The organism is Chelativorans alearensis (assembly GCF_010993735.1).
GTDB classification, from domain to species: Bacteria; Pseudomonadota; Alphaproteobacteria; order Rhizobiales; family Rhizobiaceae; genus Chelativorans; species Chelativorans alearense.
In genome coordinates, this window is sequence record NZ_WQNI01000001.1 from 548,842 (window position 1) to 573,679 (window position 24,838).

At 62.8% G+C, this 24,838-nt stretch carries 26 protein-coding genes; 13 read left to right on the forward strand and 13 right to left on the reverse strand.

Annotation, left to right across the window (positions count from 1 at the left end):
- Window positions 1-117: 117 nt before the first annotated feature.
- Both GPJ75_RS02490 and GPJ75_RS02495 read left to right on the forward strand, forming a co-directional pair.
- Window positions 118-993, forward strand: a complete 876-nt coding sequence (locus tag GPJ75_RS02490; protein ID WP_163264739.1) for a prolipoprotein diacylglyceryl transferase — start codon at window positions 118-120, stop codon at window positions 991-993.
- Window positions 994-1,198: 205 nt separating this feature from the next.
- Entirely contained in the window at window positions 1,199-1,792 is a 594-nt protein-coding gene (locus tag GPJ75_RS02495) for a hypothetical protein (protein ID WP_163264741.1), read from the forward strand.
- Window positions 1,793-1,823: 31 nt separating this feature from the next.
- On the opposite strand, the gene GPJ75_RS02500 is transcribed toward GPJ75_RS02495, so the two are convergent.
- Window positions 1,824-2,486 carry a LuxR C-terminal-related transcriptional regulator gene (locus tag GPJ75_RS02500; protein WP_163264743.1) on the reverse strand — a complete coding sequence of 221 codons (663 nt, stop codon included), beginning with the start codon at window positions 2,484-2,486 and terminating at the stop codon, window positions 1,824-1,826.
- Window positions 2,483-3,883, reverse strand: coding sequence for a sensor histidine kinase (locus tag GPJ75_RS02505; protein ID WP_246248886.1), 1,401 nt, complete (start codon window positions 3,881-3,883; stop codon window positions 2,483-2,485). The genes GPJ75_RS02500 and GPJ75_RS02505 overlap by 4 nt, the downstream gene beginning before the upstream one ends.
- Before the next feature lie 281 nt (window positions 3,884-4,164).
- Here GPJ75_RS02505 and GPJ75_RS27700 point away from each other — a divergent pair, with 281 nt between their 5' ends.
- A complete protein-coding gene (locus GPJ75_RS27700; RefSeq protein WP_425483103.1) occupies window positions 4,165-4,323 on the forward strand; it encodes a hypothetical protein in 159 nt (52 codons plus the stop codon).
- On the opposite strand, the gene GPJ75_RS02515 is transcribed toward GPJ75_RS27700, so the two are convergent.
- Entirely contained in the window at window positions 4,283-6,265 is a 1,983-nt protein-coding gene (locus GPJ75_RS02515) for a putative bifunctional diguanylate cyclase/phosphodiesterase (protein ID WP_163264904.1), read from the reverse strand. The genes GPJ75_RS27700 and GPJ75_RS02515 overlap by 41 nt on opposite strands.
- Window positions 6,266-6,523: 258 nt before the next feature.
- On the opposite strand from GPJ75_RS02515, the gene GPJ75_RS02520 reads away from it, so the two are divergent.
- The 4 genes from GPJ75_RS02520 (at window position 6,524) to GPJ75_RS02535 (ending at window position 10,386) form a co-directional block, all read left to right on the forward strand.
- The gene (locus GPJ75_RS02520; RefSeq protein ID WP_163264749.1) at window positions 6,524-7,561 is read left to right on the forward strand and encodes a class I SAM-dependent methyltransferase; all 1,038 of its coding nucleotides are present in this window, start codon (window positions 6,524-6,526) and stop codon (window positions 7,559-7,561) included.
- Between the two features lie 194 nt (window positions 7,562-7,755).
- The gene (locus tag GPJ75_RS02525; protein WP_425483108.1) at window positions 7,756-8,694 is read left to right on the forward strand and encodes an ABC transporter substrate-binding protein; all 939 of its coding nucleotides are present in this window, start codon (window positions 7,756-7,758) and stop codon (window positions 8,692-8,694) included.
- A gap of 133 nt (window positions 8,695-8,827) precedes the next feature.
- On the forward strand, window positions 8,828-9,604 hold the full coding sequence (locus GPJ75_RS02530) for an ABC transporter permease (protein WP_163264751.1): 777 nt from the start codon (window positions 8,828-8,830) through the stop codon (window positions 9,602-9,604).
- Window positions 9,601-10,386, forward strand: a complete 786-nt coding sequence (locus GPJ75_RS02535; RefSeq protein WP_163264753.1) for an ABC transporter ATP-binding protein — start codon at window positions 9,601-9,603, stop codon at window positions 10,384-10,386. Before GPJ75_RS02530 ends, GPJ75_RS02535 begins: the two co-directional genes overlap by 4 nt.
- Before the next feature lie 54 nt (window positions 10,387-10,440).
- Here GPJ75_RS02535 and GPJ75_RS02540 read toward each other — a convergent pair whose 3' ends face one another.
- The 4 genes from GPJ75_RS02540 to GPJ75_RS02555 all read right to left on the reverse strand — a co-directional run bounded on the left by GPJ75_RS02540 (window position 10,441) and on the right by GPJ75_RS02555 (window position 14,820).
- Window positions 10,441-11,388 (reverse strand): DMT family transporter, encoded by a 948-nt coding sequence (locus GPJ75_RS02540; protein WP_163264755.1) that lies wholly within the window; start codon window positions 11,386-11,388, stop codon window positions 10,441-10,443.
- Window positions 11,389-11,409: 21 nt separating this feature from the next.
- Window positions 11,410-13,008, reverse strand: a complete 1,599-nt coding sequence (locus tag GPJ75_RS02545; RefSeq protein WP_163264757.1) for a TRAP transporter large permease — start codon at window positions 13,006-13,008, stop codon at window positions 11,410-11,412.
- A 54-nt stretch (window positions 13,009-13,062) separates the two neighbouring features.
- The gene (locus tag GPJ75_RS02550) at window positions 13,063-13,632 is read right to left on the reverse strand and encodes a TRAP transporter small permease subunit (RefSeq protein WP_246248875.1); all 570 of its coding nucleotides are present in this window, start codon (window positions 13,630-13,632) and stop codon (window positions 13,063-13,065) included.
- Window positions 13,633-13,800: 168 nt separating this feature from the next.
- Window positions 13,801-14,820, reverse strand: a complete 1,020-nt coding sequence (locus GPJ75_RS02555) for a TRAP transporter substrate-binding protein (RefSeq protein ID WP_163264760.1) — start codon at window positions 14,818-14,820, stop codon at window positions 13,801-13,803.
- Between the two features lie 223 nt (window positions 14,821-15,043).
- Here GPJ75_RS02555 and GPJ75_RS02560 point away from each other — a divergent pair, with 223 nt between their 5' ends.
- From GPJ75_RS02560 to GPJ75_RS02585, 6 genes are all read left to right on the forward strand, one after another.
- Window positions 15,044-15,718, forward strand: a complete 675-nt coding sequence (locus GPJ75_RS02560) for a GntR family transcriptional regulator (protein ID WP_163264762.1) — start codon at window positions 15,044-15,046, stop codon at window positions 15,716-15,718.
- Between the two features lie 39 nt (window positions 15,719-15,757).
- Window positions 15,758-16,522 carry an SDR family oxidoreductase gene (locus GPJ75_RS02565; RefSeq protein ID WP_163264764.1) on the forward strand — a complete coding sequence of 255 codons (765 nt, stop codon included), beginning with the start codon at window positions 15,758-15,760 and terminating at the stop codon, window positions 16,520-16,522.
- A 16-nt stretch (window positions 16,523-16,538) separates the two neighbouring features.
- Complete coding sequence (locus GPJ75_RS02570; RefSeq protein ID WP_246248876.1) at window positions 16,539-17,075, forward strand: gluconokinase; 537 nt, start codon at window positions 16,539-16,541, stop codon at window positions 17,073-17,075.
- Between the two features lie 265 nt (window positions 17,076-17,340).
- Complete coding sequence (locus tag GPJ75_RS02575; RefSeq protein WP_163264768.1) at window positions 17,341-17,679, forward strand: hypothetical protein; 339 nt, start codon at window positions 17,341-17,343, stop codon at window positions 17,677-17,679.
- 219 nt (window positions 17,680-17,898) lie between these two features.
- Window positions 17,899-18,084 carry a hypothetical protein gene (locus GPJ75_RS02580; protein ID WP_163264770.1) on the forward strand — a complete coding sequence of 62 codons (186 nt, stop codon included), beginning with the start codon at window positions 17,899-17,901 and terminating at the stop codon, window positions 18,082-18,084.
- Window positions 18,085-18,362: 278 nt separating this feature from the next.
- Complete coding sequence (locus tag GPJ75_RS02585; RefSeq protein ID WP_163264772.1) at window positions 18,363-18,782, forward strand: hypothetical protein; 420 nt, start codon at window positions 18,363-18,365, stop codon at window positions 18,780-18,782.
- A 259-nt stretch (window positions 18,783-19,041) separates the two neighbouring features.
- Here the strand turns inward: GPJ75_RS02585 and GPJ75_RS02590 are convergent, their stop codons facing one another.
- Genes GPJ75_RS02590 through GPJ75_RS02615 form a run of 6 tightly spaced genes read right to left on the reverse strand, consistent with a single transcriptional unit; the run spans window position 19,042 to window position 24,804 of the window.
- Window positions 19,042-20,319: an amidase family protein gene (locus GPJ75_RS02590; RefSeq protein ID WP_163264774.1), complete on the reverse strand. Its 1,278-nt coding sequence runs from the start codon at window positions 20,317-20,319 to the stop codon at window positions 19,042-19,044.
- A gap of 17 nt (window positions 20,320-20,336) precedes the next feature.
- On the reverse strand, window positions 20,337-21,008 hold the full coding sequence (locus GPJ75_RS02595) for a DUF2848 domain-containing protein (protein WP_163264776.1): 672 nt from the start codon (window positions 21,006-21,008) through the stop codon (window positions 20,337-20,339).
- Window positions 21,009-21,032: 24 nt separating this feature from the next.
- The gene (locus GPJ75_RS02600; protein WP_163264778.1) at window positions 21,033-22,313 is read right to left on the reverse strand and encodes a TRAP transporter large permease; all 1,281 of its coding nucleotides are present in this window, start codon (window positions 22,311-22,313) and stop codon (window positions 21,033-21,035) included.
- Between the two features lie 3 nt (window positions 22,314-22,316).
- Entirely contained in the window at window positions 22,317-22,859 is a 543-nt protein-coding gene (locus GPJ75_RS02605; RefSeq protein WP_163264780.1) for a TRAP transporter small permease subunit, read from the reverse strand.
- Between the two features lie 29 nt (window positions 22,860-22,888).
- Window positions 22,889-23,926: a TRAP transporter substrate-binding protein gene (locus GPJ75_RS02610; protein WP_163264782.1), complete on the reverse strand. Its 1,038-nt coding sequence runs from the start codon at window positions 23,924-23,926 to the stop codon at window positions 22,889-22,891.
- Window positions 23,927-23,949: 23 nt separating this feature from the next.
- Window positions 23,950-24,804 carry a putative hydro-lyase gene (locus GPJ75_RS02615; RefSeq protein ID WP_163264784.1) on the reverse strand — a complete coding sequence of 285 codons (855 nt, stop codon included), beginning with the start codon at window positions 24,802-24,804 and terminating at the stop codon, window positions 23,950-23,952.
- Window positions 24,805-24,838: the final 34 nt, after the last annotated feature.

The following is a 24,838-nucleotide window of genomic DNA, read 5'->3' on the forward strand; positions in this document are numbered from 1 at the left end:
GTCCGATACCCGGAACAGCGCCGGGAAAGGCCCGTTTAGGCGCAGATTCATCGGCCATTGCACTGCCGGAGAAGCGGCGGCATCGGCCGGTGAATCGCCTACGAAGAGGAGAAACCAATGAAACGGGTATTAGGACTCACGACCGCTGCCTTGATGGCAACCTCCATCCTGGCTTTCCCCGCCTTGGCCGACGATGACGACGATGGCGGCAGCTCGGTTGACGCATCCAGCAGCGCTTCCTCCACATCCGATGCCTCCAGCAGCGTATCGGCCGACGATGGGGGCGTGTCCGGTACGGCTGACGCTTCCACCACTTCCAGCGGGACGGCAGACGTCTCCGGAACGCTGGACGGTTCCGGTGATCTGTCCGGCAGCGCCAGCGCGTCCACCGAAGCCGAAGCCGACGCCGAGGCCTCGGGAAGCTTGAACGGCGACGACGGGACCGAAGCGGACACGTCCGCCACCGCCGGCACGGAAGCGGAAGCTGAAGCTTCCGGCACATTGACCGGAGCGGAAGACGAAGGAGAGATGGCCGCCACGCCTCCGGAAGCTGACGCGGAAGCCGAGGTTCCGGACGACGGCACCACTGAAGCCGCCGCAACGGCAGAGGCTCCTGAGGAAACCGACGCTGTAACCGCGACCGCGACCGCCTCGTCCGAAGAGGTCGTCCAGGCCGTTTCGGCGATAGAGTCGAGCAACACGTTCGTCACGCAGATCAATGACGTTGGTGAAGGCGCGACGGTAAGTGTCGTGAATATCGGCTCGATCACCAATATCGAGAACAACACCACGATCGAGAACGCCATCAGCATCCACGCCGATGACATCGCCAATCTGCAAGCCGCGATTGCATCGAATGGATCGCTCAGCGCGACCCTCGAAGCCAACAACGTGAGCGTGTCCTCGATCGTTGGAGCGAGAGCCGAGGGAGACCAACTGATCCTCTACGGGCAGGATTGCGACAGAATGGGTCCCTTGGGGCGGTGTGGCTGACGGTTCACGTCGCGCTTACATCGCAAAGCCTGTGGGTCAGCCTGCCGGTCTCGGCAGGCTGACCATTAGACCATCGCTTCATGAGGATGGCACTGATCTGACTGCTTCTTGGCATGAAGTCTCCACGATTGTTGCCGACAGTCACGGGTATTCTTATCTTCTTGAGTGGAGTGAGAGCGCCAAGCGGCTGTAGAGGAATGGAGCCATGTTCTCAGCTAGAAAGCTCACATCCGCACTTCTCGGTGTGTCCCTCGCGGCTGCACTCGTCGCGGCCCCCTACCGCTTCACCTTCACCGGCCCCTCGAAAGGACTTCTCCCGCAGACGGCGGCCGCCCAGGACGATTCCGAAGGGAGCGATTCCGGCTCGGGCGAGGATTCACCGAGCAGCGACGGGCCCGGCAGCGCAACCGATACCGAAGGAACCCCCGGCCCAAGCGATACCGTCCAGGAGCCAGGCGGCAGCGGCGACCCTGCGGACGCGGGCGATGCTGCCCAAGAAAGTCCCGAAGAGGAGCAGGACAACACCGCGCCCATCGACAGCACCGCGCCCGTTGACAGCACCGCGCCCGTTGATAGCGACGGCACTGAACAAGTCGAGCCCGACCAGCAGGAACCCGCCGACGGGACAACCGCCGATGTGCCGACTGAAGGTGTAAACCTCGAAGTGCAGTATTCGAACGGGATGCGTGAGGAGATCCAGGACGGCCGCTATGAGATGACCGATGCGCATGGCCGTATCATAATCAATCGCCCCGCAACGCAATCCGATCACCTGCGGCTGCGCGCCGTGGGCAAATGATGGCGAAACCGATCTCCTCCGGCGCTCCGGTTCATGCCGGAGGATAGCCGCTTTCCATCGCATCGCGCAGCACCATGGCGGCCTGGGTACGGTTACTCACGTCAAGTTTGGCGAGAATGCGCGTCATGTGGTGCTTGACCGTCTTTTCCTGAAGGTCGAGCCGTCGCGCGACATGCTTATTGCTCAACCCGCTTGCCACCAGCCTCAGGATCTCCTTTTCCCGCATCGTGAGGGTGGCAAGCGGGTTGGTCATGGGCGGCAGACCCGATCGCGCGGAGAGGTCCGAGAGCAGTCGTGCCGACAAACTGGGCGAAACATAACTTTCGCCTGCCGCAACCGCGCGCAGGATTTCTGCAAGCGCCCGAGAGCCGACGCCTTTCAGCACATAGCCCTTGGCGCCACTGTTCAACGCCGTTGCGACATCCTCGGTTCTTTCCGAGACGGTCAGCAGGAGGATCTTCTGGCCGGGGTGGCGAGCGAGAATCGCCTCGATCGCGTTCAAGCCTCCGCCGGGCATCGATATGTCCAGCAAGACGATTTCGGGACGCTTCGCATCGGTTATTCGCAACGCGTCCTCCTTCGTGGCCCCTTCGCCGACGATCTCAAAGCCGCCGCTTTCCGACAGGCTGCGTGTCACCCCCTCCCTGAACAGCGGGTGGTCATCGATCACCGCAATCCGAATTGCTGCCATCACAACGACTCCACTTCCTCTATATCGAGAGACATCCGAACCTTCGTGCCCTTGCCGGAAGAGGTAACCTCGAAACGGCCGCCAAGGCTTTCCACCCGCTCGCGAAGGCCGGCAAGGCCGAGCCCCCCGGAGCGCACCTTCGCTGGATCGAAACCGGGGCCGCTGTCGGAGACCTCAACGGCGATGCGGCCGGCGTCCGCGGTCTGCCTCACCGCTTGCCCAACGCCTCCGCCATGACGGTAGCTGTTGTTCAGCGCTTCCTGCACAAATCGATAGATGCAAATCTTTTCCGAAGGCGAGAGGGAATACGGTGTCTGTGACATCGACAGCGCGGCGGTCGTGCCAGTGCGCTGTTCATGCGTGCGGACGGCCAGGCGGAGAATCTCCGGCAGCTCTGCCGCCTCGACATGCGGCAGGACGAGACCGTGGCAGATGCTTCTGATTTCGCGCAAGGCTTCTTCCAGAGCGGATTTGATGGCAAGGGCCTCGCGCTCGCGCGCCTCGCTTGCCGCGGACGCGTCGGTCAGGGCTACACTGTCCAGCTTGAGCGCTGCAAGCGCCAGGAGCTGCGAGGGTCCATCGTGCAGGTCGGCGCCGATGCGCCTCAAATAGCGCTCGTTGAGCGCGGCCGTGCGCTGTGACGCGCGCTGGACGCGCAAGCGGAGTGCCTTGTTCTGGGCAAGCAGATCCAACAGCTCGGAAACACGCTCCCTGAGGGCCTTGCTTTGGCGGTCGATCAGGCGGCTGCCTCGAAAGACAATCGCTGAAAGCGTGAGGAAGAAGCCCGATATGACGGAAGCTACGGCAAACCAACTCCAGGCGCGCGCCCGACGCAGGTCGCGTTCGAAATCGGTGGCGATCTCCTGGAATTCGGAAACCGCGACGACATCGCCGGACCACGGCTGCAGCACCGGATTGTAGATCTCCAACAGCGGGCTGCCGCCGTCAGGCCCCGTCTCGCCCGTGAGGCCGGCGGGCCGATGGAAATCCGCGACCAGCCTGCCCGTGAAGGCGGCCTGGAGATCGTCGCTGAGCTCGAAGCGCTTGCCGATAAGCGTCTTGTCCTTGGAATAAAGGATCGTTCCGTCGCGGCTCCACAGGTTGAACGATGCAAGACGATTGCCGAGCGCGCCCTGTCCGAGTGTCTCGTCGAGCGCACGCTTGACCGGGACATCGAGCACCTTGTTCCTTTGCATGTCCGGCAACAGCGGGGCGATCACGCTGTCCACGTAACGCGCGGTTGTCGCGGCAGAATTGCGGGTGACGCTGTCCTGGATCAGACTTGTCACAAGAAGGCCGATGATGACCATGGCTGCAACCGAAACAAACCCGCCCGCAACCAGGAACTGAACGGCCAGGGACCGCGCATTCCAAAATTCGCGAACCCAGCGCAATTGCAGCGCTGCGCCGGCTTCACGGCGCAGCCGTTGTCCGGATTCGGCCCGGTCGGGATCGACGGCGGGAGCTTGTATAAGAGGCTCCCCGACCGACATAGCGGCCCGCGGTTTATTGCCGGCGCCAGTTGTCATCGAGCATCAGCGCTTTCTCCCCCAGTTTACAAAACTAGGTGCACCGGCTGAAAGGAACACTCACATCCTGGAATTTTTATGGAATCCAGACGCTCGTAGCTGCGCCGCCCCCCTCGGCTGAACCAGATCGTCAGCGAGAACACCCCGAGGGCATGACCGTCGATACGATCGTCCGCCACGGCACGGTCTACGAACAGATTCTCGAAGTTGCCGACGATATCGGGGCCGATCAGATCGTCATCGGCGCGCCGGCCGCAGAGAGGTCCTCGCTCACACGATACGCAAGAAGGGCTGCGCCTCTTTCCACGTGACCGCCGGGCTTGATCGGTAGCGCATCTCGCAACTCGGGCGCCCCAAATAGAAGCCCTGAGCAAGGTCGATACCCAAGGCGCGCAAGAGCGCCAACTGGTCCTCGCTTTCCACGCCTTCCACCAACACCCTTGAGCCGCGGTTGCGAACAAGGCCGGCGATATCCTGGAGCATTGCCTCCCCGCGTGCATCGTGAAGGAACGACCGATCGATTTTCACCGTATCGAAGTCGATCAGCCGCAGCCACGAAAGCCCCGCGAAACCTGTCCCGAAATCGTCGAGCCAAAACCGGATACCCAGCCGCTTCAGCTCATTCACGCAGCGGATGATATCGTTGTGGATCGCCATCTCCACCCCTTCCGTGATTTCGAAGGTGAGCCTGCTGCCGGACACGCCGGTCTCCTCGAGAATGGCCGCCACGGACGCGGCGAAGCCCGGCATTTTCAGTTGGATCGGCGAGACGTTGATGCAGATGGTCGGTACCTGAGGCTCCTCCAGGAGTTTCCGGCAGGCAGTGCTTATGGCCCACTGTCCGAGTTTCGCAATGGCGCCGGTCCGCTCCGCTACGGGAATAAACAAGCTCGGAGCAACGGATTTCCCATCGACGGTTGTAAGCCGCATGAGGGCCTCGACAGCCTCGATTCGGCCGGTCGCTAGGTTCTGAACGGGTTGGTAGACGAGTGAAATGAGGTTCTGTTCGATCGCGACCTTCAGCAAAGCCGCTATGTCTCCGCCTTCCTCGCCGCTCTCGGAATCGTTCGGATCAAACAGCCAGGCACAGTTGCGGCCCTTGCCTTTGGCCAGATACAAAGCCCTGTCGGCCTCGTGGATGATCTTCTCCAGCTTCGTGCCGTCCCCGTTTCTGGTGAAGGACGCGCCGACGCTTGCGGTGACAAAGGGCCGGTCCGGCCTTTTCTCATGTGGCAACGCCAAGGTTTCGACGGTGCGACGGATCTCCTCGGCAAGATGCACGACCTGTTTTTGTTCATCGACGCCCGCCAGGACGATGAACTCTTCACCGCCGTATCGTCCGATTGAGGCGTTGTGTCGGGCTGCGGTGCGGCCGAGAGCCTGCGCCACCACCGCCAGGCAGCGGTCGCCTTCTTGATGTCCGTAGTGGTCGTTGAACTTCTTGAAGAAGTCGATATCGATGAGGATTGCCGCAAATCCTCTCCCAAAGGCGCGCCACTCAAACCAGCGTTGGCGCAGCTTCTCCTCGATGGCTCGGCGATTGTCCAAACCAGTCAGGGGGTCGGTCCTCGACAGCCGCAGGAGAGCCTCGCCCCGTTCGGTCGCCTCTTCGTGCTGAAGCTTCGCTTCCACGGCATTCAAGAAGACGTTGTATCGCTCCTTGTTGAGCTTCCAGTTCACGAACGACGTGAAGATGAAGCAGGAAATGTAAAACGTTCCGAGCGCAATCTGATAGGAGGCATCGGCCGGAAACAGAGTCAGGGCCAGCAAAGAGCCGGCGAGAATCGCACCGGAGGTGATCACCGAAAGGACGAAGCGGAAGCTGAAGAACAGGTTAGCTCCCATCATGAAGATGGTGCCGAACACCATGTAGTGGGAAAAGCTTTGGACATGCTCCGTCATCATCGAAGGGCTAAGCCACCCGAGATAGCCGGCTAGCAGGGCGGCGGCGCAGACCAGGTCAAGCGCATCGGGGCTGGCTTTCGCGCGAACGAGGATTTCGATCAGGACGAGCACGACGACTGCAACCGCAACACGTCCAGTGATCGTGTAGATCGCCACATCGGGAACGAGCAGTATGTCGGTAATCGAATAAAGCAGGTAGGCGCCGACCCCCAGCCAGAGGCCATGCCTGGCCGTCGCCCGTCGCCCGTTCTCATCTTGCTCTCGGTAGAGCGCGCGCAGTTCTCCCGTGCGCAGGCTCTCCCGCTGCCCTGCGCGCTTGTCGAGCGAATCGGTCGCCCGCTCATCCATCAAATGACGCTCAGATACGGAAAATTCCACACCCCCCACCCTACCGATTGGGCCTTCTGCGCGTGCCCGAACAGACAGAATAACCCGGCCAGCTTACGGAATTCTGGGTGAGAAGCTTCGATTTTTCCTAAAATGATCGAGGTCTGGTTGACAAAAGTGAGATGAGCGGCCGCGCGTCATGGTTGTCTCATCCTTGGTTGGCAAAAGCCCTCACCCACCGGTATGGTTAATCCACATTAACCAAGTGGGGGCCCAAATATGAGCGGGATGGCTTTCGACGGGGAGAGTCTCATCACTCCCGAAGCGATTGCGACCGAAGTCGATTCGGCGGTGGGCAAGCCTTCCGCCGAACAGTTTGCCCATGCGCAAGCGCGGCTGGCGCTGGTGCTGAACATCGCCAAGCAGCAGCTGGAAAACGGTCGAGACCCCTCCCAGGTGATCGATCGAACGGCCATAGAACTCCATCATATGCGCCGCAGTTATCGAAACGGGGTTTGGCAAGCCCTGATCCCCATCGTGCAGGGCCATCCTGTCTCCGAGTTCTTTCTGCAGGATCCGTTTACACGTTGGTCCTTCGAAAAACCGAGGGGCTACTCCGGGGACGCGCAGTTGCTCGACTTCATATACGGCCATCCCAGTGTGGCCGGAGCGATCGCCAAGGCCTCTCCCCTTGGCCGGGCGCTCTATAGATACACCTACAACGCCTCCTCGTCGGTCGCCGTGCGGGAACGTCGCGACCTCCTGGCAAAACAGGTCGACGAGATCGCAGCCGCCAGGGGCAAGGAAACGGAGATCCTGGCGGTCGCCTGTGGTCACCTGCGTGAGGCGGAGCACTCAACTTCCCTTCGGGAAGGGCGTATCAATCGCTGGGTGGCGCTCGACCAGGACCCGATGAGCGTTGGCGCGATCGCCCGCGACTGGGAGGCGACATCAGTGGAGGCCGTCGAAGGCTCCGTGCGGGGGCTGCTGGCCGATGCCTACAATCTTGGCCGGTTCGATTTCGTCTACGCGGCGGGACTTTACGACTACCTTTCCCACAAGGTCGCAGTGCGGCTCACGCAGGCTTGCCTGCGAATGCTGAAACCGAACGGCACATTCCTCTTTGCCAATTTTGCCGATGACATCAGCGTCGACGGCTACATGGAAACGTTCATGAACTGGGCGCTGCTGCTGCGTTCGGAAGCCGAGATGTGGAACATCGTCAACGCGAGTGTCGACCGCAACACCGTCGAGGCTTCCGTGCACTTCGGCTCAAACCGCAACGTTATCTACGCAACTCTGAGGAAGCGCGCGTAAGACGTGAAGCCGGGCGCCCCCCGGCTCCCCACGATGTGCCCGCTGCTTCGACAACCCGGCAATGTTCCTGCATAAAAATTGAGCAGGCCTGGAAAATCCGCAACGAGCCGCCGAAAACGCTCTTGACAGGCTTCAAGCAACGCTGTGTTGATTTGTATAGACAAAATCAGCAACGGGGAACGATCATGCGTGGAATTGCAAAAGTCGGGTTTCTGGCGGCGGCGGTTATCGGTGTTTCTCCAGCATTCTCTCAAACGACGGATGTCAACGTCGGTCTATCCGGGTGGACCGGATTTGCCCCCCTGACGCTCGCAAAGGAAGCCGGCATCTTCGAGAAGAACGGGCTCAATGTCACATTGGAGAAGATCCCGCAGGCAAGCCGCCATCTGGCGATCGCCTCGGGTGACATCCAGTGCGCCGCCACGACGGTCGAGACCTGGATCGTCTGGAACGCCAACGGCGTCGACACCAAGCAGATATTCCAGATGGACAAGTCCTTTGGGGCCGACGGGATCGCGGTGCGCGGCGATGTGGAAAGCTTCGCCGACCTGAAGGGCAAAACCGTCGCCGCCTCGGCGCCTGGCACGTCGCCGTATTTCCTGCTTGCCTGGATGCTGAACGAGAACGACATGGCAATGTCGGATGTGAGCATCGTCAACATGGAACCCGGGCCGGCCGCGCAAGCTTTCGTCGCCGGCCAAAACGACGCGGCGATGACCTATGAGCCCTATCTGTCGACGGTCCGCGAGGCCCCCGATTCGGGCAAGATCCTGGCGACGACGCTGGATTATCCCGCCGTCATGGACACCTTCGGCTGCACGCCCGCCTTCCTCGAAGCAAATCCCGAGGCCGCCAAGGCGCTCGCAGACAGCTATTTCGAGGCGCTGGAACTGATCGAATCCGATCAGGACGGCTCCTACGCCACGATGGGCGCCGACGTGAACCAGACGGCCGAGCAGTTTGCCGCCTCCGCCCAATATTTGCGCTGGCAGGACCGCGAGGCCAACGATTCCTTCTTCTCCGACGAGTTCTGGAGTTTTTCCGAGGCGGCGGCTGATCTGCTGCTCGAGATCGGCGTGATCCGCAGCAAACCCGACATCAAGGCAATCGTCGATACCAGCTTCATCGAGTAACGGCTTTCCAGCGGGGAAGCCCTGGGCCTCCCCGCCGCCCTCCCGCCGGCAGGTGTTCGAGCGGCCGCGCATCCGTCCCCTTGCGGCAGCGCCATGGTCGCGCCGCCGCTCCCAAACGAGGATCATCACCCGCATGTTTCGTCCTTTCCAGCCCATCGGCTACGGGACCCGCGTTCTGCTCGGAGTAGGATTCTTCGTCTTCTTCGTCGCCTTCTGGTCGCTTGCCACCTTCGGAGGGTTCGTATCGCGGACATTCCTGGCCGACCCGCTGACGATGGTTGCAGACGGCTGGTATCTCCTCAGCCAGCGCGGCTTCCTCTACGATATCGCCATGACGGTATGGCGGGTCGTCGGCGGCTTTGCGATTGCCGCCCTGATCGCCGTGCCGATCGGCATCGCCATGGGCACCTATAAGCCGATCGAGGCCATGCTCGAGCCTTTCGTGTCCTTCGCCCGATACCTGCCCGCTTCGGCCTTCGTACCCCTGCTGATCCTTTGGGCGGGCATCGGCGAGACACAGAAGCTTCTCGTCATCTTCATCGGCGCCTTCTTCCAGATCATCCTGATGGTCGCCGGCTCGGTCGGCAATACACGACGGGACCTCGTCGAGGCCGCCTACACCCTCGGAGCCACGGACAGGGGCATCGTCCGCCGCGTGCTCATGCCGGCCAATGCACCGGACATCGCAGAGAGCCTTCGCCTGGTCCTGGGCTGGGCCTGGACCTATGTGATCGTCGCCGAACTCATCGGCGCCTCCTCAGGCATCGGCTACATGATCATCAACTCGCAGGCGCTGATGGCGACCGGCCAGATCATCTTCGGCATCATCGTGATCGGCATCATCGGCCTGATCTCCGATGCTCTCTTCAAGGCGGTCAACCAGTGGCTGTTCTCGTGGAGGCTCGCATGAGCGAGCTCGTCATCGACGGAGTGGGCCGCACCTTTCCCGGCGTGCGGGGCGGCAAACCGACCACCGCGCTGCAGCCGACCAGCCTCACCGTGCCGGAAAACGACTTCGTCAGCATCCTCGGCCCCTCCGGCTGCGGAAAGTCGACGCTGCTGCGCATCGTCGCCGGGCTTGACCATCCGAGCGTCGGCAAGGTGGTGCTCGACGGCCGGGAGATCAGGGGGCCCGGATCGGACCGCGGAATGGTATTCCAGTCCTATACGCTTTTCCCGTGGCTGACGGTGGAGGACAATATCGGCTTCGGCTTGCGCGAAAAGGGCGTGCCGGAGAACGAAAGGCGCGAGATCGTCGCCGACTATATCGACCGCGTGGGGCTGCACGGCTTCGAGCGGCACTGGCCGAAGCAGCTCTCCGGCGGCATGCAACAGCGCACCGCCATCGCCCGCGCGCTCGCCAACAATCCGAAGATCCTGCTCCTCGACGAACCTTTCGGTGCGCTCGACAATCAGACCCGCGGCCTGATGCAGGAGATGCTCCTCGGCATCTGGGAGCGCGAGCACAAGATGGTGCTGTTCGTCACCCACGACATCGAAGAGGCGATCTTCGTTGCCTCGCGCGTGGTGACGATGTCGGCAAGACCGGGGCGGGTGAAGTCGATCGTCCCGGTCGATCTTCCCTACCCGCGCCACTATACGATCAAGTCGAGCCCGGAATTCAGTGCCCTGCGCTCGCAGCTGACCGAGGAAATCCGCTCTGAAGCGATCCTCGCCGCCCAGGAGCAATGAAGAGGCGCGGCGGGCCTCGGCCCTTTCTTTCGGGCAACCGCTACCGGTAGAGCATCAGCCCGGACGGCCGGTCTCGGCAGCCGGGTGCCGCACCAGCCGGCCCGGCTCGCTTTTTACCAACCAGCGCTCGCGCAGCCAGATGGTCATGCCGGCCGCGGTGATGATGAGTGCGCCGAGGACGGTCCAGCGGTCCGGCAGATCGCCGAAGACGACATAGCTCCAGGTCCCCAGATAGATGATGAAGACATAGGAGAACGGCGTCAGCGCGCTGGCCGAGGCAAAGCCATGGGCGCGCGTCAGCATCTCATGGCCGAGCCACCCCAAAACGCCGAGCCCAACCATCAGCGTCCAATCCAGCGGTGTGGCGGGGCTTTGCCACGCGGCCAGCGCGAAGGGTGCAAGCAGCGCCGCCCCCACCAACCCGCTGTAAAGCTGCATCGTGTCCGTGGACACTTTGCCCGAAAGCTTGCGCGTGATGAGCGCATAGATGGCGAAGGCCAGCGCGTTGCCGAGCGACAGGAACACCGCCCAGTGGAAACCGGCGTCGAAGGGCCGGATGGCGATCAGGATACCGCCGAAGCCCGCGACGATGGCCGACCACCGCCACACACCCACCCTCTCGCCCAGAAAAGGGCCGGACAGCGCGCAGATGATGATCGGCGAGGAGAACATGATGGTCGATGTGAGCGTCAGCGGCAGGTAGCGCACAGCAATGAAGTTGAGGACGGTGCAGCTCACCAGAAGGACCGAGCGCAACAGGACGAGCCCCACCCGGTCCGTCCCGAACCGGGAAAGCGAAACGCCCTCCCGCGCGATCAGCCCGACGGAGATCACGACATGCCAGAAATAGCGCATGAAGGCGAGCTGGGCCGCCGGCAGGCCCGCAAGCGCCAGCCATTTGGCCGACACATCCACGCAGGAGAAGAGAAAATAGGTGAAAAGCATCAGGACGATGCCAAGCATCGGCCTGTCTTCGATCGGGCGTGCGGCTATGCCGGCCATAAGGGCGGGATTCTCCGGGCGCTACTGTCGGAAAAGCATGGTCAATTCCGGAAAGAACAGCACCAGCATCAATATCAGAAGCTGGATAGCGATGAAGGGCAGGAACCCTCGGAAAATGTCGGGCAGCGTGATGTGGGGCGGCGCCACGGATTTCAGGTAGAAGGCAGCGGGCCCGAAAGGCGGCGACAGGAAGGACACCTGCATGTTCACGCAGAACAGGATACCGAACCAGACCGGCACATAGGAGCGCGCGTCGGCAAGCGGGCCGAACAGGCCGATCTCCTCCGGCGGCAGCTTCAGCACGATAGGCAGGAAGACCGGCATCACGAGCAGCACGATGCCGACCCAGTCCATGAATGCCCCGAGAAACAGGAAGATGACCATCATGACCATCAGGATGCCGAGTGTCGGCATCTCCGCACCGACGATCAGGTTGGCGACGTATGTCGGCCCGCCGGCGATCGTATAGGCGCCGGCCAGCGCCGTCGCGCCGAACGTCACCCAGATGATCGTGCCGGTCGACCTGAAGGTGCGCATCAGGGCGTCGCGGACCAGCGCAAGGGAAAACTCTTTCCGGATGATGATGAGCGCCAGGACCGCGACCGTGCCCATTCCGGCCGCCTCGGTGATGCCGGTCACGCCGCCATAAATGGAGCCAAGTACCACGAAAACGACAACCAGCGGCGCGACCAGGCCTTTCGACATGGCCCATGTTTTCCTTGCCCTCGCCGCCCCGAACATCAAAGTGGGAACAAAGAGCCCGGCGAGCGCAAGCGCGCCGTAGAACAACAATTGCGAGCCGCTGTAGGGGGCGTAGTCGGTGGGCCTCAGCAAGCCGAAAGCATTCTGGGTCTCGATCAGCGCGGCATGCACCAGCGCGCCGCCGCCCCACACCCCGACGAACCAGCCCATGAGGATGGCAAAGGCGCGGTATTTCTCCGCCGGCGGCAGGTCGTCGGCCTCCGGCTCTGGCAAAGGCGCCAAGGACGGGTTCAGCCGCGTGCGGACGATGATGTAGACGATGTAGCAAAAGGCCAGGATGAACCCCGGCACGAAGGCACCGGTGAAGAGAGCCTGGATCGAAGTTTCCGTGATCAGGCCGTACATGATGAGCACGATCGAAGGCGGGATCATGGTTCCAAGCGAACCCGAAGCGCAGATCGTGCCGATGGCAAGATTCTGGTTGTAGCCAAGGCGCAGCATCTGCGGCAGGGCGATCAGGCCAAGCAGCACGACCTCGCCGCCGATGATGCCGGACATGGCCGCCATCACCACGGCCATGATCGAGGTCACGATGGCGATGCCGCCACGCGTACGGTTCAGCCAGCGGGTGAGGCTGTCATACATATCCCGTGCTATGCCCGAGCGCTCCAAAAGCGTCGCCATCAGGATGAACAGCGGCACCGAGATCAGCACATAGTCCGTGCACAGCCCGTACATGCGCTGAGCCAGGATATTCAGCGGGCCGGTGCCGAAACTCGAAAAGAGCAGGTCGGGCCCGAACTTCATCACCATCACGACGACGGCCAGGAAACCCGAGGCGAAGCCAAGCGGCATGCCGATGGCCAAAAGCCCGAGCATGCCCAAGAGCACGGTCAAGGAGATGACGCCGATATCCATGGTTCCCCGTCCCCGCTGTTATCGTGATCTGGTGTCTACGGTTGAGATGGTGCGTCAGCCGCGCGGCTTGTCCGCTTCTTCCTTGATCGCCTCGACGTCGATACCGATCTCGTCGAGCGGCGTGTGCTCCTCGGGGTCCCGGTTCCAGTCGTGGACCAGATTGGAAATCCCCTGGATGGCGGTGAGCACGAGAACGACAAGGATGAGCGGCTTCAGCGTCGCGGGGATCGGCGGATCCCACGCCGTGCCGAACGTCTCCCATCGGTTGAGCTTGACCCAGGCCTCTCCAAACCCACCCCAGATCACCGCGAAGACGAAAGTCAGCAGGAAGAGAAGGGCCGCCAGGTCGCAAGCCTTGCGGGCCCAACGCGGGAAAGCGTCATAAAGCAATGTGATGCGGATGTGGCTTCGCTGCTGCATGGCGTAGAGGCCGGCCAGCAGATAGACGGCCCCGGCGATCCACAACGACAGCTCGTTGGCCCAGAGCGTGGGTCTGGCGAACAGGTACCGTAGCACCACTTCGTAGAACATGATGACCACGATGGCGCCGGGCAGGAGCATGCTGACCCGGCTTATGGACCAGGTGACCTTGTCGATGATGCCCGTCTTCTCGTGCTCGACCACGACACCCTCCGTTTCCGGCGCGGAGCGTTTCCCGGCAAAGCGGAAGCCGGTCCGCCGCCAGGAAACGCGATAAAACAAAACTTAGAGCGGTTGGCGATTCGGAGAAACGCAAAACTGCCCCAGATAAAGGAAAGGCGGCCGTGAAGCCGCCTTCCACTGTCGTTCAGCTTACTCGGACAGCAGCCCGAGCTGCTTCAGGTAGGCCTTGTGGCTGTCGACCAGCGCGCGCGCCTCCGGGGTCTTTTCAGCCCACCCTTCCCAGGCATCCTGGGCGACCTTGCGGAAAGCCGCGCGGTCTTCCTCGGACCAGTTGTGGACCGTAACGCCGGCCGCCTTCAATTCGGCGACGGCCTCGTTGTTGGCCTTTTCGCTGGCCATTGCCTGGCGCAGCGCCAGCTTCTCCATGGCCACTTCCATGATGCGGCGATGGTGCTCGGGCATGGCATCCCACTTGGCCTTGTTGCAGGCCAGATGGTCGGACGGCATCGAATGGAAGCCCGGATAGGTGGCGTGCTTGGCGATGTCGTAGAGGCCCATGCCCTTGTTGTTGGCCAGGATGGAGGCATCGGCACCATCGATGATGCCCGTCTCCAGCGCCGTGAAGACCTCGGTGAAGTCCATCACCGTGGGCTTGGCGCCCAGCGAGGCGAAGATCTCGGTCTCCAGGCCGGGCGGTGAGCGGAACTTCCAGTCCTTCAGATCGTCGACACCGGCAATCTGCTTCGTCGAGGCGAGCGACTCCTGTCCGACGACCCACCAGCCGATCAGCTGCATGTCGTATTTGTTGTAAAGCTCCTGCGCCGCCTCAAGGCCGCCGCCGTAATAGAGCCAGGAAAGCTGCTGATACGGCGTGTCGTAGCCGCCCATGATGTCGCCGACGAACTGGAAGGCCGGGTTCTTGCCGGTCTGGTAGGCGCCGCCCGTCATGTCGCAGTCGAGAATGCCGGTGGCCGCGGCATCGAACGTCTCCACGGATTTGACGACCGACGACGAGTAGAACATCTCGATCTGAATCTCGCCATTGGACATGGCCTGGACGTCATCGACGAACTGCGCGGCGTTGGTACCGGAAATCGTTTCCGGCGCGTAGTGCGTCTGAATGCGCAGGGTCGTCGTTTGGGCAAGCGCACCGGTGGCAAAAAGCACCGCAGCCGCCGTCGTCGCAAAAAGCGTCTTCTTAAGTTTCATAAAATTCTTCCTCCCATTTTCCGCGGGCCTCTGTTCGGCCCGTCGCTCCAGGTGAAGCCGCTTCCTCTCCACGGCTGTCGGGAAACTTATCAACCCGTCCTATGCGATACAAGCCAGCTTTTAAAAATACAGAAAATTTTGTAATTCCTTGCAGATTACAAAACTTGCAATAAAGTGAGCGCAAGACTCAACCCGAGAGCCCCTCACTTGGGGGGAAGCACCGATGAATGCCGAAACAGCCATGAGGCCGTCAGCCATCTACCGCGCCGTCAAGGCGCGGCTCATGGCCGGCGAGTTCAAGGCGGGTGAGAAGCTGCGCCCCGACATGCTCAAGGAGGCCTACGGCATCAGCGCCAGCGCAATGCGCGAGATCTTCCTGCGCCTTGCCCACGAAAACCTGCTGACGCAGGAGGAGCAGAGGGGCTTTCATGTCCCCTTCGCCAGTGAGAAGCAGCTCACCGACATGATGAATCTGCGCATTCTTCTTGAGTGCGAGGGCGCGAAGGATGCGATCCTCAACGGCGATCTGGAGTGGGAGGCGCGGCTGACGGCAGCCCATCACAAGCTGGTCCACATCGAACGGAAGATGAAGGCCGCCGCGGACATCGCCCCCTTCGTGCCGATCTGGACGCGCATCGATTGGGAGTTCCACGAAACCCTGCTTTCGGCCTGCCCGTCCGACGTGCTGCGCGCCACCCATCGCAACATCTACGAGCAGTTCCGCCAGCAGGTCGTCGCAGAGCTGAAATATGCGGGCTTCCGCCCGGAAACGACCTCCGAGCACGCTGCGATCCTGAAGGCCGCAGTCGAGCGCGACGTCCCGGCCTGCCAGTCCGCCATCCATACCCACCTTCAGACCTATCGCGGCGACGTGGGCGAGCGGCTGAAAACCGCCTGAACCCCAAGTAAGATCACGTAGCAGGGAGGGCCGTGCCCCATGCATTTTGAATTGTTCGACCTTACCGGCAGGACGGCTCTTGTCACCGGCTCCAGCCTCGGCATCGGCTTCGCACTCGCCAGGGGCCTTGCCGCCCACGGCGCGGCCGTCGTCGTCAACGGGCGCGAGGAAGCGCGCGCCGAAGCCGCCGCCAGCGCCATCCGCGAATCGGGCGGGGAGGTCCTCGTCTCATGCTTCGACGTGACCGATGCCGAGGCGGTCAACACCGCCATCGCCGGTATCGAGGCGCAGCGCCCTATCGATATCCTGGTCAACAACGCCGGCATGCAGTTCCGCACGCCCCTTCAGGATTTTCCCGACGACAAGTGGGAACTGCTTCTGAAGACCAACGTCACCAGCGCCTATTTCGTGGGAAAGGCCGTTGCCCGCGGCATGATCGCGCGTGGTGCGGGCAAGATCATCAACATCGCCTCGGTGCAAAGCGAGCTGGCGCGGCCCGGCATCGCCCCCTACACCGCCACCAAGGGCGCCATCCGCAACCTGACCAAGGGTATGGCGACGGACTGGGCGCGTCACAACATCCAGGTCAACGCCATTGCGCCGGGCTATTTCAAGACGCCGCTCAATCAGGCCCTGGTCGACGACCCCGCCTTCACCGAATGGCTCGAGAAGCGCACGCCCGCCGGCCGCTGGGGCGAGGTGGAGGAACTTGTCGCCGCCGCGGTCTTCCTCGCCGGCAAGGGTTCGTCCTTCATCAACGGGCACACGCTTTATGTCGACGGCGGCATCACCGCATCGATCTGAGAGGGCGAGGATGGCGATGAGGGTGAGAGGGATCGTGGTCATGGGGGTTGCCGGCAGCGGCAAATCCTCCCTCGGCGCGCTCCTCGCCGATGCCCTCGCCAGCCCCTTTCTGGAGGGCGACCAGTTTCACCCGGCCGAAAACATCGCCAAGATGTCTGCCGGCATCGCCCTTGAGGATGAGGATCGCTGGCCCTGGCTCGACCGCCTTGGCGAGGGGATCGGCAAGGCCGCCGGCGAAACCGGCCTTGCCGTCGCAGCCTGCTCGGCCCTGCGCCGCGCCTATCGTCAGCGCCTGCGCACCCGCGCCGGCATTCCGCTCGGCTTCATCTTCCTGAAGGGCGAGCGCGGCCTCATCCTGTCGCGCATGGAAAAGCGGACGGGCCACTACATGCCCGTCTCCCTGCTCGACAGCCAGTTCGCCACGCTGGAGGAGCCACAGGGCGAGCCGCACACGCTTACCCTGGACATTGCCCGACCGGCCGACGCGCTGATGCGCGACGCGCTCCCCTGGGCGAAGGCGTTCGACAGAACGCCGGAAGACCCATTCCAATAACTTTACGCGACGTTTTCTGGGCTGATCTCGCTGCGTCACGCTGCCGGCCTGGCTCTTCCAGAGTGGCGGAGTAACGCTCCTTGGCCCCGGCCGGCGGGATGTTGCCGGCCGGCTCCGGCAGCCGGCGACCTCGCACTTCACGCAAGGTTACCGGAATTCACTAATTTGTGATAGCAGTCATGGCTAGAAATTTGGATTTGAGTGTCCATTTAAGTGGAGCAGCGAGGAACCTCCCTCCTCGCCAAAGACAAGACTGGAGACTATTATGCGTAAGGTAATTCTTCTCACGTCCGCCCTCGCCCTGCTGGGCGGCAGCGCCATGGCGCAGGACTTCAAGGTCAGCAATCAGAACGGCGGTCCGGACTCCTACCTGGAGCATCAGATCAAGCCGTCCTCGGACGACCGGATCGTGACCTCCGGCATTGGTGGCCAGACCCGGGCTGGGTTCTCCGCCGCGCAGGGCTTCGGCCCCAGCGACGAGAACAATTCGCCCGCTCCCCGCTTCCAGCTCGACAACACCGTGCCGGCGATCGCGCCGTCCGATGTCGGCAACGTGCGGACCTATCAGGGCTACAACGCCGCCGACGATTTCGAGCCCAGCTGATAGCTGGGTGGAATCCTCCCCCCGGTGCCGGAGGCTACCCCCCTTGCCTCCGGAGCCAAGAAGCAGCCCGTTCAGTCGGGCTGCTTTTTGTCCCGCTTCCGCGCACCTGAGACGGGACGGCGGCAATTCATTTCAAATCCGAACGTTTTTGTTTGCGAAGCCACAATCGACCTGGGTCAGAATTAGCTGCGGATGGGCGGGCGCAGATTGTGGTGAGACATGCAAAGCGATTTCGCGGCCGCGCGGCAACTTCTCGAGCGCGCACAGGACGAATTGTGCGGCTCCGATGAGACCAGCCAAAAAATACGGGAAAGCCTTGACCTGCTCATCGAAGCCATAGCCACCGCCGAATATCGCAGGCCGCCTGCCGAGATCGTCCCCTTTCCGCGAAAAGCCCGCTTATAGAATCCCCCTCCGACATCCCGTGAGCCTCTTCGTCGTCTTCATCGAAAGATGCCCGGCGTAGCACGGAAGGCGCTCAAGTGTCTTTGCCGTCATCGGGTCACACCCACCGCTCACGAGCGTGTGATAGTAATCACATTAATAGATACGAGTCCGTGAAGTAATCACGATAGCAGATACGCTTATGTGTAACACTGTTGAATAGAAAAACCAAGAATAGATCCTATATTTACATGAATGCGAGGGACTCCTTCCCCGCAGAAACAAGACCGGAGACTATCATGTACAAGATCGCCGTCCTCACTTCCGCACTCGCCATGCTTGGCGCCGGCAACGCGTTCGCTTTCGATGCCTCACAGGGTTTCGGCCCCAGCGACGCCAGCGATCAGCCGACCCCGCGCTTCCAGATGGATAACCGGGTCGATCGGTCGACCGTGACCGCCGGCATCGGCTCGTCCGCCCCCACCATTCGCGGGCCGGTCGGCTTCTCCGCCGCGCAGGGCTTCGGCCCCAGCGACGCCAGCGATCAGCCGGCCCCGCGCTTCCAGATGGGCAACCAGGTCGATCGGACCGTGACCGCCGGCATCGGCGGCTCGTCCCGCCCCACCATTCGTGGGCCGATCGGCTTCTCCGCCGCGCAGGGCTTCGACCCCAGCGACTCAAGCGACCGGCCGGCCCCGCGCTTCCAGACCGCACGCTAGAAGCGACCTTCCCGCCTGGCCGGCAGTCCACCCTTAGGACAAGAAAGCAGCCTCGATCCCGGGGCTGCTTTTTTTTTGCGCCGCGACAGCCACGCTATCGTACCGCCAACTTCAGGCTTTCAGGTGAATTGAAACGAAGACGGTACATTCGGCGCCCGCATTAAAGCGCGCCGCCACCCGAAGCCAGTCGCCGAAACAGGTCAGGCGGGCCACTGCGATCTCGTCCTTTGCGGTCGTCCCCTCCCCTGATTGGGCGCGATCACGCCCTGGCGGTCACAATCTTATCCAGCGCCTTCGCCAGCCCGAGAATGCGCGCGTCATCTCCGTTGCACCCCGCCAGCATGAGGCTTCCCGGCAATACGCCGTTGCCCTTCGTGGGCATGGCCATGGCACAGCCGTCCGCGAGATTGATCAGGGAAGAGTTGCGCAGCATCATCGCGTTGACCGCGTCGAAATTCTCGTTCGCCTCGGCAATGGTCGGCGGCATGATCGCCAGCGTCGGAGCAATCAATGCATCGTAGCCTGCCATCACATCGGTGAACCGACGCACCACCCCGGCGCGTTTCCGGCGCGCGTCTTCCAGGTCCGTGGCGCAAAGCGTCTCGGCGAAACGGATGCGTTTCAGGACGCGCGGGTCGCCCACGGTCTCAAGCGCGTCGAGGTGGTCGCGATAAAGCGCATGGGCCTCGGAGGCGATGATGACGCGGTTGAGCCCCAGCGCCTCCGGCAGAAAGCCCAGATCGAGCTCCACAAGGTCATGCCCGGCCTGGCGAAGCCGGTCACAGGCGTGCATGAAATGATCGCGCGTGAAGGCGTCGATGTCGTTGACGAAGGCATTGACCGGAACCGCCAGGCGCAGCGGCCGCTCCGGAGCCTGTTGAGGCTCCAGCCCGTCCCCCATAACGCGCATGAAAAGGAGCACCCTTTCAAGATCGGCGCAGAGCGGGCCGACGCTGTCCAGCAGATCGGACAGCGGATGAACGCCTTCGCGCGGCACGGCGCCTTGCGAAGGCTTGTAGCCGTAGAGCCCGTTGACCGCCGCGGGAATGCGGACGGAACCGCCCGTATCCGTCCCCAGGCCCGCATCGCACAGCCCATGGGCAACGGTGAGTGCCGCCCCCGATGAAGAACCACCGGGAATGCGCGATGCGTCGAACGCGCTTCCCGGCGTTCCGTAGTGAGGGTTGAGGCCGACGCCGGAATAGGCGAACTCGCTCATCGACGTGCGGCCGAAACACAGCGCCCCCGCCGCCTTCAGGCGCGCCACCACGGCGGCATCCGCTTTCGCGGGGGGAGCGTTTTTCAAAAGCTTCGAGCCGGCGCTCGTCACCTGGCCCTCTTCGTCGAAGAGGTCCTTGAGGGAGACCAGCATGCCATAAAGGGGCATCGCTTCCCCGGCCTTTCTGCGCGCCGCAAGCGCGGAAGCGTCGGCCAGGATCCTGTCGGGATCGAAGGCGGTGAATATCCGGCCGGCCTCATCGCCCAGCCCGTCCACCTTGGCGATGGCCTCTTTGGCCTTGGCAACGATGTCGGTCATCTTCGATCCCTCTCCTGTCAGGCAACTGCCGGCAATGTCCTTATAGAATAGCTATGGGCGATCGTGCGTCCGTTTTGCGGATCGCGCATCTCCATGCGGAATTCGGCGGCCGGGCGCACGCCGCCTGACGTGACGCCGAGCGTCCCGCCCAGCATGGCCGCCGGCCCTTCCCTCGACAATGCCTCCAGCTGCGCGCCCTCCATCAGCTCCGCCATGGGCCGCATCGCGCTCAGTGTTCCTTCCTGGTAGAGCGTCCAGTCGCCGTTTTCCCTGATCCAGGAGCGCAATTCGAGAGCGTCGAGACGATCCGCGACCTCTTGGAAATCCCAAAGCTCGCCGGCGCACGGCTTTGCGCAGACCTGCTTCGACAGGGCTACCGAGTGCGCTTCCAGTTCCCGGTCGGTGTGGTCGGAGGCAAGACCCAGATAGGTTTTGCCCCCCGCGCGCACGATGAGCGGCTCCACCTCGCCGGACGTGCCCGCCCCCACGAACTGGAGCGACCGCGCCTGTGTGAGAAGGCCCGCCGAAACGCGGTAGTAGAGCGGAACGGCGGACGGCGGGGCCACGCCGATGGCCACAAGCTCGTCGATATGATGCTGGATGGCGTCCGGGTTGCGGCCCGTCCAGCCGGCCACGACGCAATGGGCGAAATCGAGGTCGAGCGTTCCTTCAGCGCATGTGAAGCGCATGGAGATATTCCTTCTTGAAGAGAGTTACAGCGCGGCAGGCAGGAACAATGCCAGGCCGGGAAAGAGGATAAGCATCCCCACCATGGCCAGCATGACGAGCACATAAGGCAGAGCGCCCGTCATCACCTCGCTCAGCGTTCCCGATTTGCGCGCACCTTGAACGACATAGAGGTTGAGCCCCACCGGCGGCGTGATCAGCGCCATCTCGATGAGGACGATCATCAGGACGCCGAACCAGACCTTGTCGAAGCCGAGCTCGGCAATGATCGGCACGACGATGGGGATGGTGGCGACCATCAGGGAGAGCGTTTCGATGAAGAAGCCCAGAACGATGTAGAGCAGGATCACCAGGAACAGCGTTCCCATTGGCGACAGGCCGGATCCCTGCAGCAGGCCGGTGAGCTCGCGGCCGAGACCCGCCGAGGCCAGGGTGAAATTGAGGAAATAGGCGCCGATGATGACGAGCATGATCATCGCGGTGATCCTGATCGTGCCCAGCAGCGCTTCGCGCAGCATGTTCAGCCCCACCCCGCCGTTGATCGCGGCGATCAGCAGTGCCATCGCGACGCCGATGGCGGCCGATTCCGTCGGCGTCGCCCATCCGGCATAGATGGACCCGATGACAACCGTGAAGAGGGCGATGATGGGCAGAAGCTGAATGAGGCTTGCGAAGCGCTCCCCCCAGCCGAAGCTGCGGCTCGAACCGCCGAGAGCCGGCCGGAACCAGCAGATGAGCGCGGTTATCGCCATGAAGGCGACCGCCATCAGGAGGCCGGGTACGAGACCCGCCAGAAAGAGCCGCGGAATGGAGGTTTCGGTCAGGAAGCCGTAGACGATCAGGTTGATCGACGGCGGTATGAGGATGCCAAGCGTGCCGCCCGCCGCAATCGCCCCTGAGAAGAGGCGCGGATCATAGCCGAGCTTGTCGGCCTGCGGCATGGCCACCGTCGCCACCGTGGCCGCCGTCGCCACCGAAGAGCCGGAAGTGGCCGAAAACAGGGTGGCGGTGCCGATATTGGCGTGAACCAGGCCGCCCGGCAGCCACGAGAACCATTTGTCGAGGGAGGAATAAGTCCGCTCGGCCACGCCGCCGCGCACGAGGATTTCACCGAGCAATACGAAGAACGGGATAGCGATCAGCGTGGAGCTGTTGGACGACGACCAGACCACCTGGCCGAGCCCGCGGATCAGCGGGAATGGCGAAGCGAATTGGTCGATGCCGAATCCCAGGATGAACAGGACGATCCCAACCGGGATGGAGAGGGAGAGCAAGCCAAGAAGCGCGATGGAGACGGACCAGATCACGGCTCAAGCCTCCATTTCCGTCGCGGTGCCGAAGGAGCGTTCAAAGGAAGCAGTCCGGCGCTGGGCGATGAGGCCGATCGCGCAAAAGAGCAAGACCGTCGACACGACCGCGAACCAGACCCAGCCGGAGAACCAGATCGCCTGCGGAATCCACAGCGGCGTTTCAAGCGGCGTATTGGCGCGCGAGCCGCGGTCGATGGTTTTCTCGAGCACCGGCCAGGCCTGCCAGGCAACGACCGACGTGACGGCGGCCGTCGTTGAGATCGCCAGTATGTCGAGAACGCTCCGGCCGGTCGTCGCCAGGCGTAGGCGCAAGAGATCGATGCGCACATGGGCCAGTTCGAGAAGCGCGAAGGGAAGGCCCCAGCTTGCGACCATCGCCATCACGTAACCGGATATCTCGTCCGAGCCGCCGAAAGAGCGGCCGAACTGGCGCAGGGTGATATCCACAAGGATGAAGACCACCGTGAGCGCCAGAACGACACCCACGATGAGCGCTATCAGCCGGTTCAAGCGCCGGAGGGCGTCTACGGTTTTCTCAAACATATCTCGCCCTCCGACCCGCGTTCCACCCATCAGAGCGGGATTTGCACGCCCACGGTCTCGCCGACGCTCTCGTTCCAGCGCTTTGCCCAGTCGGCGCCGGCGCGGTCGGCCCATTCGGGAAGAACGGTTTCCTGCAGGATCGCCCGCGCGGCCTCGGCATCGGCCTCGGTCGGCTCGACAAGCGTCATGTCGGCCGGCTCCCCAGCGGGACAATCGCCGTTGCCGGTAAGGCAGGCAACGTCCGTGGCGAGCGCACCGGAGGCCGCCTCCCAGGCCGGAGCCTCGAACTGGCTCTCGATCTGGGTTGAGAGCAGCTCCTTCTGCTCACCGGAAAGCGCTTCCCACTTGTCGAGGTTGATGGCGGTCACCACCGGGTCCCAACCGCCAAGCGGCAGGGTCATCAAGTGGGAGGAAACTTCCCACCAACCGGCACTGTAGCCCGAGCCGGCACCGGTAACCGCGCAGTCGATCACGCCGCGCTCGAGCGCGCCTGGAACCTCCGAGAAGTCGACATTGATGCCTTCGGCGCCAAGCGCTTCCAGCAGCTTTGTGGTCATGCGGCCGGAGCCGCGGATCTTCTTGCCCTTCAGGTCCGCAAGCGAGGAGACGGGCTGCTTGCAGAACACCACCTGCGGCGGGTACGGCGCGATTGCCAGAAGCTTCGCATTGAAGCGTTCGGTCATGATCTCTTCGACCATGGGGCGGGCCGCCTCGACCATCTTGCGCGCCTCTTCCGCGGTCGTCGCCACCAGGGGCACGTCCAGACCCTCCAATTCGGGCGCATCTCCGACAGTGTAATCGGCAACCGTCATCCCGACATCGAAGACCCCATCGCCGAGCATTCGATAAACATCCGAGCCGGCGACGCCCATCTGGTCGAAGGTCGTCATGCTGATTTCGAAGTCGCCGGCCGCCGGCAGGGTCTCGGTCCAGAACGGCGCCTCATACTGCTTGTAGAGCGGCAGGCTGCTCCAGCTTCCGACGACTGAGAGTTCCTCCGCATTGGCAGCGGCCGCGCCGGCCAAGAGCGCTGCGCCGGCCAGAAGTGCGTTGCGAATGGTATTCATGGCTCTATCCTCTGTTGGTTCGCTTATCTGTTTATGGCGAGCGCCGCGCCGATGCCGGAAAGACGGTTCTCCGCGGCTTCCGCGGGGATGTCGGTCACCAGCATGTGGCCGGGCTCGTGGGTGATGGCGAGGTCGGCGCCACAGGTGCGTATGGCGATCTGCGGTGTGACGCCACAGGCCCAGAACACCGGAATGTCGCCTTCCTCCATCACGGGTGTGTCCCCGAAGTCGGGGCGCATGATGTCGGCGATACCGATTTGCGCGGGATCGCCGATATGAACCGGCGCGCCATGGGCCAGACGCTGCCGGGCCGAAAGCAGGATGGCCTGAATGGCATCGGAAGGCTTGAAGGCGCGCATGCTGACGACGAGAGGACCCTTGAAAGGTCCGGCCGGAACGGTGTCTATCGACGTCAGATACATCGGCGCGTTGCGCCCGGCATCGATATGGCGCACGGGGATCCCGGCCGACGCCAGGGCTTCCTCGAAGGAAAAAGAGCAGCCAAGCACGAAGGTAACGAGATCCTCGCGCCACACCTCGTTGAGGTCTTCGACACTCTCGAAGTCGGCGCCGCCGCGAAAGATGCGGTAACGGGGCACGTCGACCCTTATGTCGATGTCATCGCCAAGTTCCGGCAGCGCCGGCGAGCCGGCCTCGCCGATGCCGATGATGGGGCACGGCTTCTGGTTCTTCTGGCAAAAGAGGAGGAAATCGGATGCGAAGGCCTTCGGCAGGATGGCCAGGTTGCCCTGCAGATAGCCGGGCGCCTTTCCCGCCGTGTCGCCCAGCATGAGGCCTGCACGAACCGCCCGGCGCAAGGCGCAGGCCGAACCGAATGTCTGCTGGCCGGCCGTCGATACCCCGGCCTTTGATGCCATTGCCTGAAAATGCGTCGACGCCAAAATGTTCTTC

Excerpts from the sequence above, each read along its gene's own strand:
- GPJ75_RS27700 (WP_425483103.1), top strand. The coding sequence starts at position 4,165 with ATGACCGTCGATACGATCGTCCGCCACGGCACGGTCTACGAACAGATT.
- GPJ75_RS02595 (WP_163264776.1), bottom strand. The coding sequence starts at position 21,008 with ATGCGCTTCACATGCGCTGAAGGAACGCTCGACCTCGATTTCGCCCAT.
- GPJ75_RS02605 (WP_163264780.1), bottom strand. The coding sequence starts at position 22,859 with ATGTTTGAGAAAACCGTAGACGCCCTCCGGCGCTTGAACCGGCTGATA.
- GPJ75_RS02545 (WP_163264757.1), bottom strand. The coding sequence starts at position 13,008 with ATGGATATCGGCGTCATCTCCTTGACCGTGCTCTTGGGCATGCTCGGG.
- GPJ75_RS02540 (WP_163264755.1), bottom strand. The coding sequence starts at position 11,388 with ATGGCCGGCATAGCCGCACGCCCGATCGAAGACAGGCCGATGCTTGGC.
- GPJ75_RS02565 (WP_163264764.1), top strand. The coding sequence starts at position 15,758 with ATGCATTTTGAATTGTTCGACCTTACCGGCAGGACGGCTCTTGTCACC.
- GPJ75_RS02495 (WP_163264741.1), top strand. The coding sequence starts at position 1,199 with ATGTTCTCAGCTAGAAAGCTCACATCCGCACTTCTCGGTGTGTCCCTC.
- GPJ75_RS02570 (WP_246248876.1), top strand. The coding sequence starts at position 16,539 with ATGAGGGTGAGAGGGATCGTGGTCATGGGGGTTGCCGGCAGCGGCAAA.
- GPJ75_RS02520 (WP_163264749.1), top strand. The coding sequence starts at position 6,524 with ATGAGCGGGATGGCTTTCGACGGGGAGAGTCTCATCACTCCCGAAGCG.
- GPJ75_RS02585 (WP_163264772.1), top strand. The coding sequence starts at position 18,363 with ATGTACAAGATCGCCGTCCTCACTTCCGCACTCGCCATGCTTGGCGCC.
- GPJ75_RS02555 (WP_163264760.1), bottom strand. The coding sequence starts at position 14,820 with ATGAAACTTAAGAAGACGCTTTTTGCGACGACGGCGGCTGCGGTGCTT.
- GPJ75_RS02560 (WP_163264762.1), top strand. The coding sequence starts at position 15,044 with ATGAATGCCGAAACAGCCATGAGGCCGTCAGCCATCTACCGCGCCGTC.
- GPJ75_RS02615 (WP_163264784.1), bottom strand. The coding sequence starts at position 24,804 with ATGGCATCAAAGGCCGGGGTATCGACGGCCGGCCAGCAGACATTCGGT.
- GPJ75_RS02490 (WP_163264739.1), top strand. The coding sequence starts at position 118 with ATGAAACGGGTATTAGGACTCACGACCGCTGCCTTGATGGCAACCTCC.
- GPJ75_RS02575 (WP_163264768.1), top strand. The coding sequence starts at position 17,341 with ATGCGTAAGGTAATTCTTCTCACGTCCGCCCTCGCCCTGCTGGGCGGC.
- GPJ75_RS02590 (WP_163264774.1), bottom strand. The coding sequence starts at position 20,319 with ATGACCGACATCGTTGCCAAGGCCAAAGAGGCCATCGCCAAGGTGGAC.
- GPJ75_RS02515 (WP_163264904.1), bottom strand. The coding sequence starts at position 6,265 with ATGGATGAGCGGGCGACCGATTCGCTCGACAAGCGCGCAGGGCAGCGG.
- GPJ75_RS02580 (WP_163264770.1), top strand. The coding sequence starts at position 17,899 with ATGCAAAGCGATTTCGCGGCCGCGCGGCAACTTCTCGAGCGCGCACAG.
- GPJ75_RS02535 (WP_163264753.1), top strand. The coding sequence starts at position 9,601 with ATGAGCGAGCTCGTCATCGACGGAGTGGGCCGCACCTTTCCCGGCGTG.
- GPJ75_RS02530 (WP_163264751.1), top strand. The coding sequence starts at position 8,828 with ATGTTTCGTCCTTTCCAGCCCATCGGCTACGGGACCCGCGTTCTGCTC.
- GPJ75_RS02610 (WP_163264782.1), bottom strand. The coding sequence starts at position 23,926 with ATGAATACCATTCGCAACGCACTTCTGGCCGGCGCAGCGCTCTTGGCC.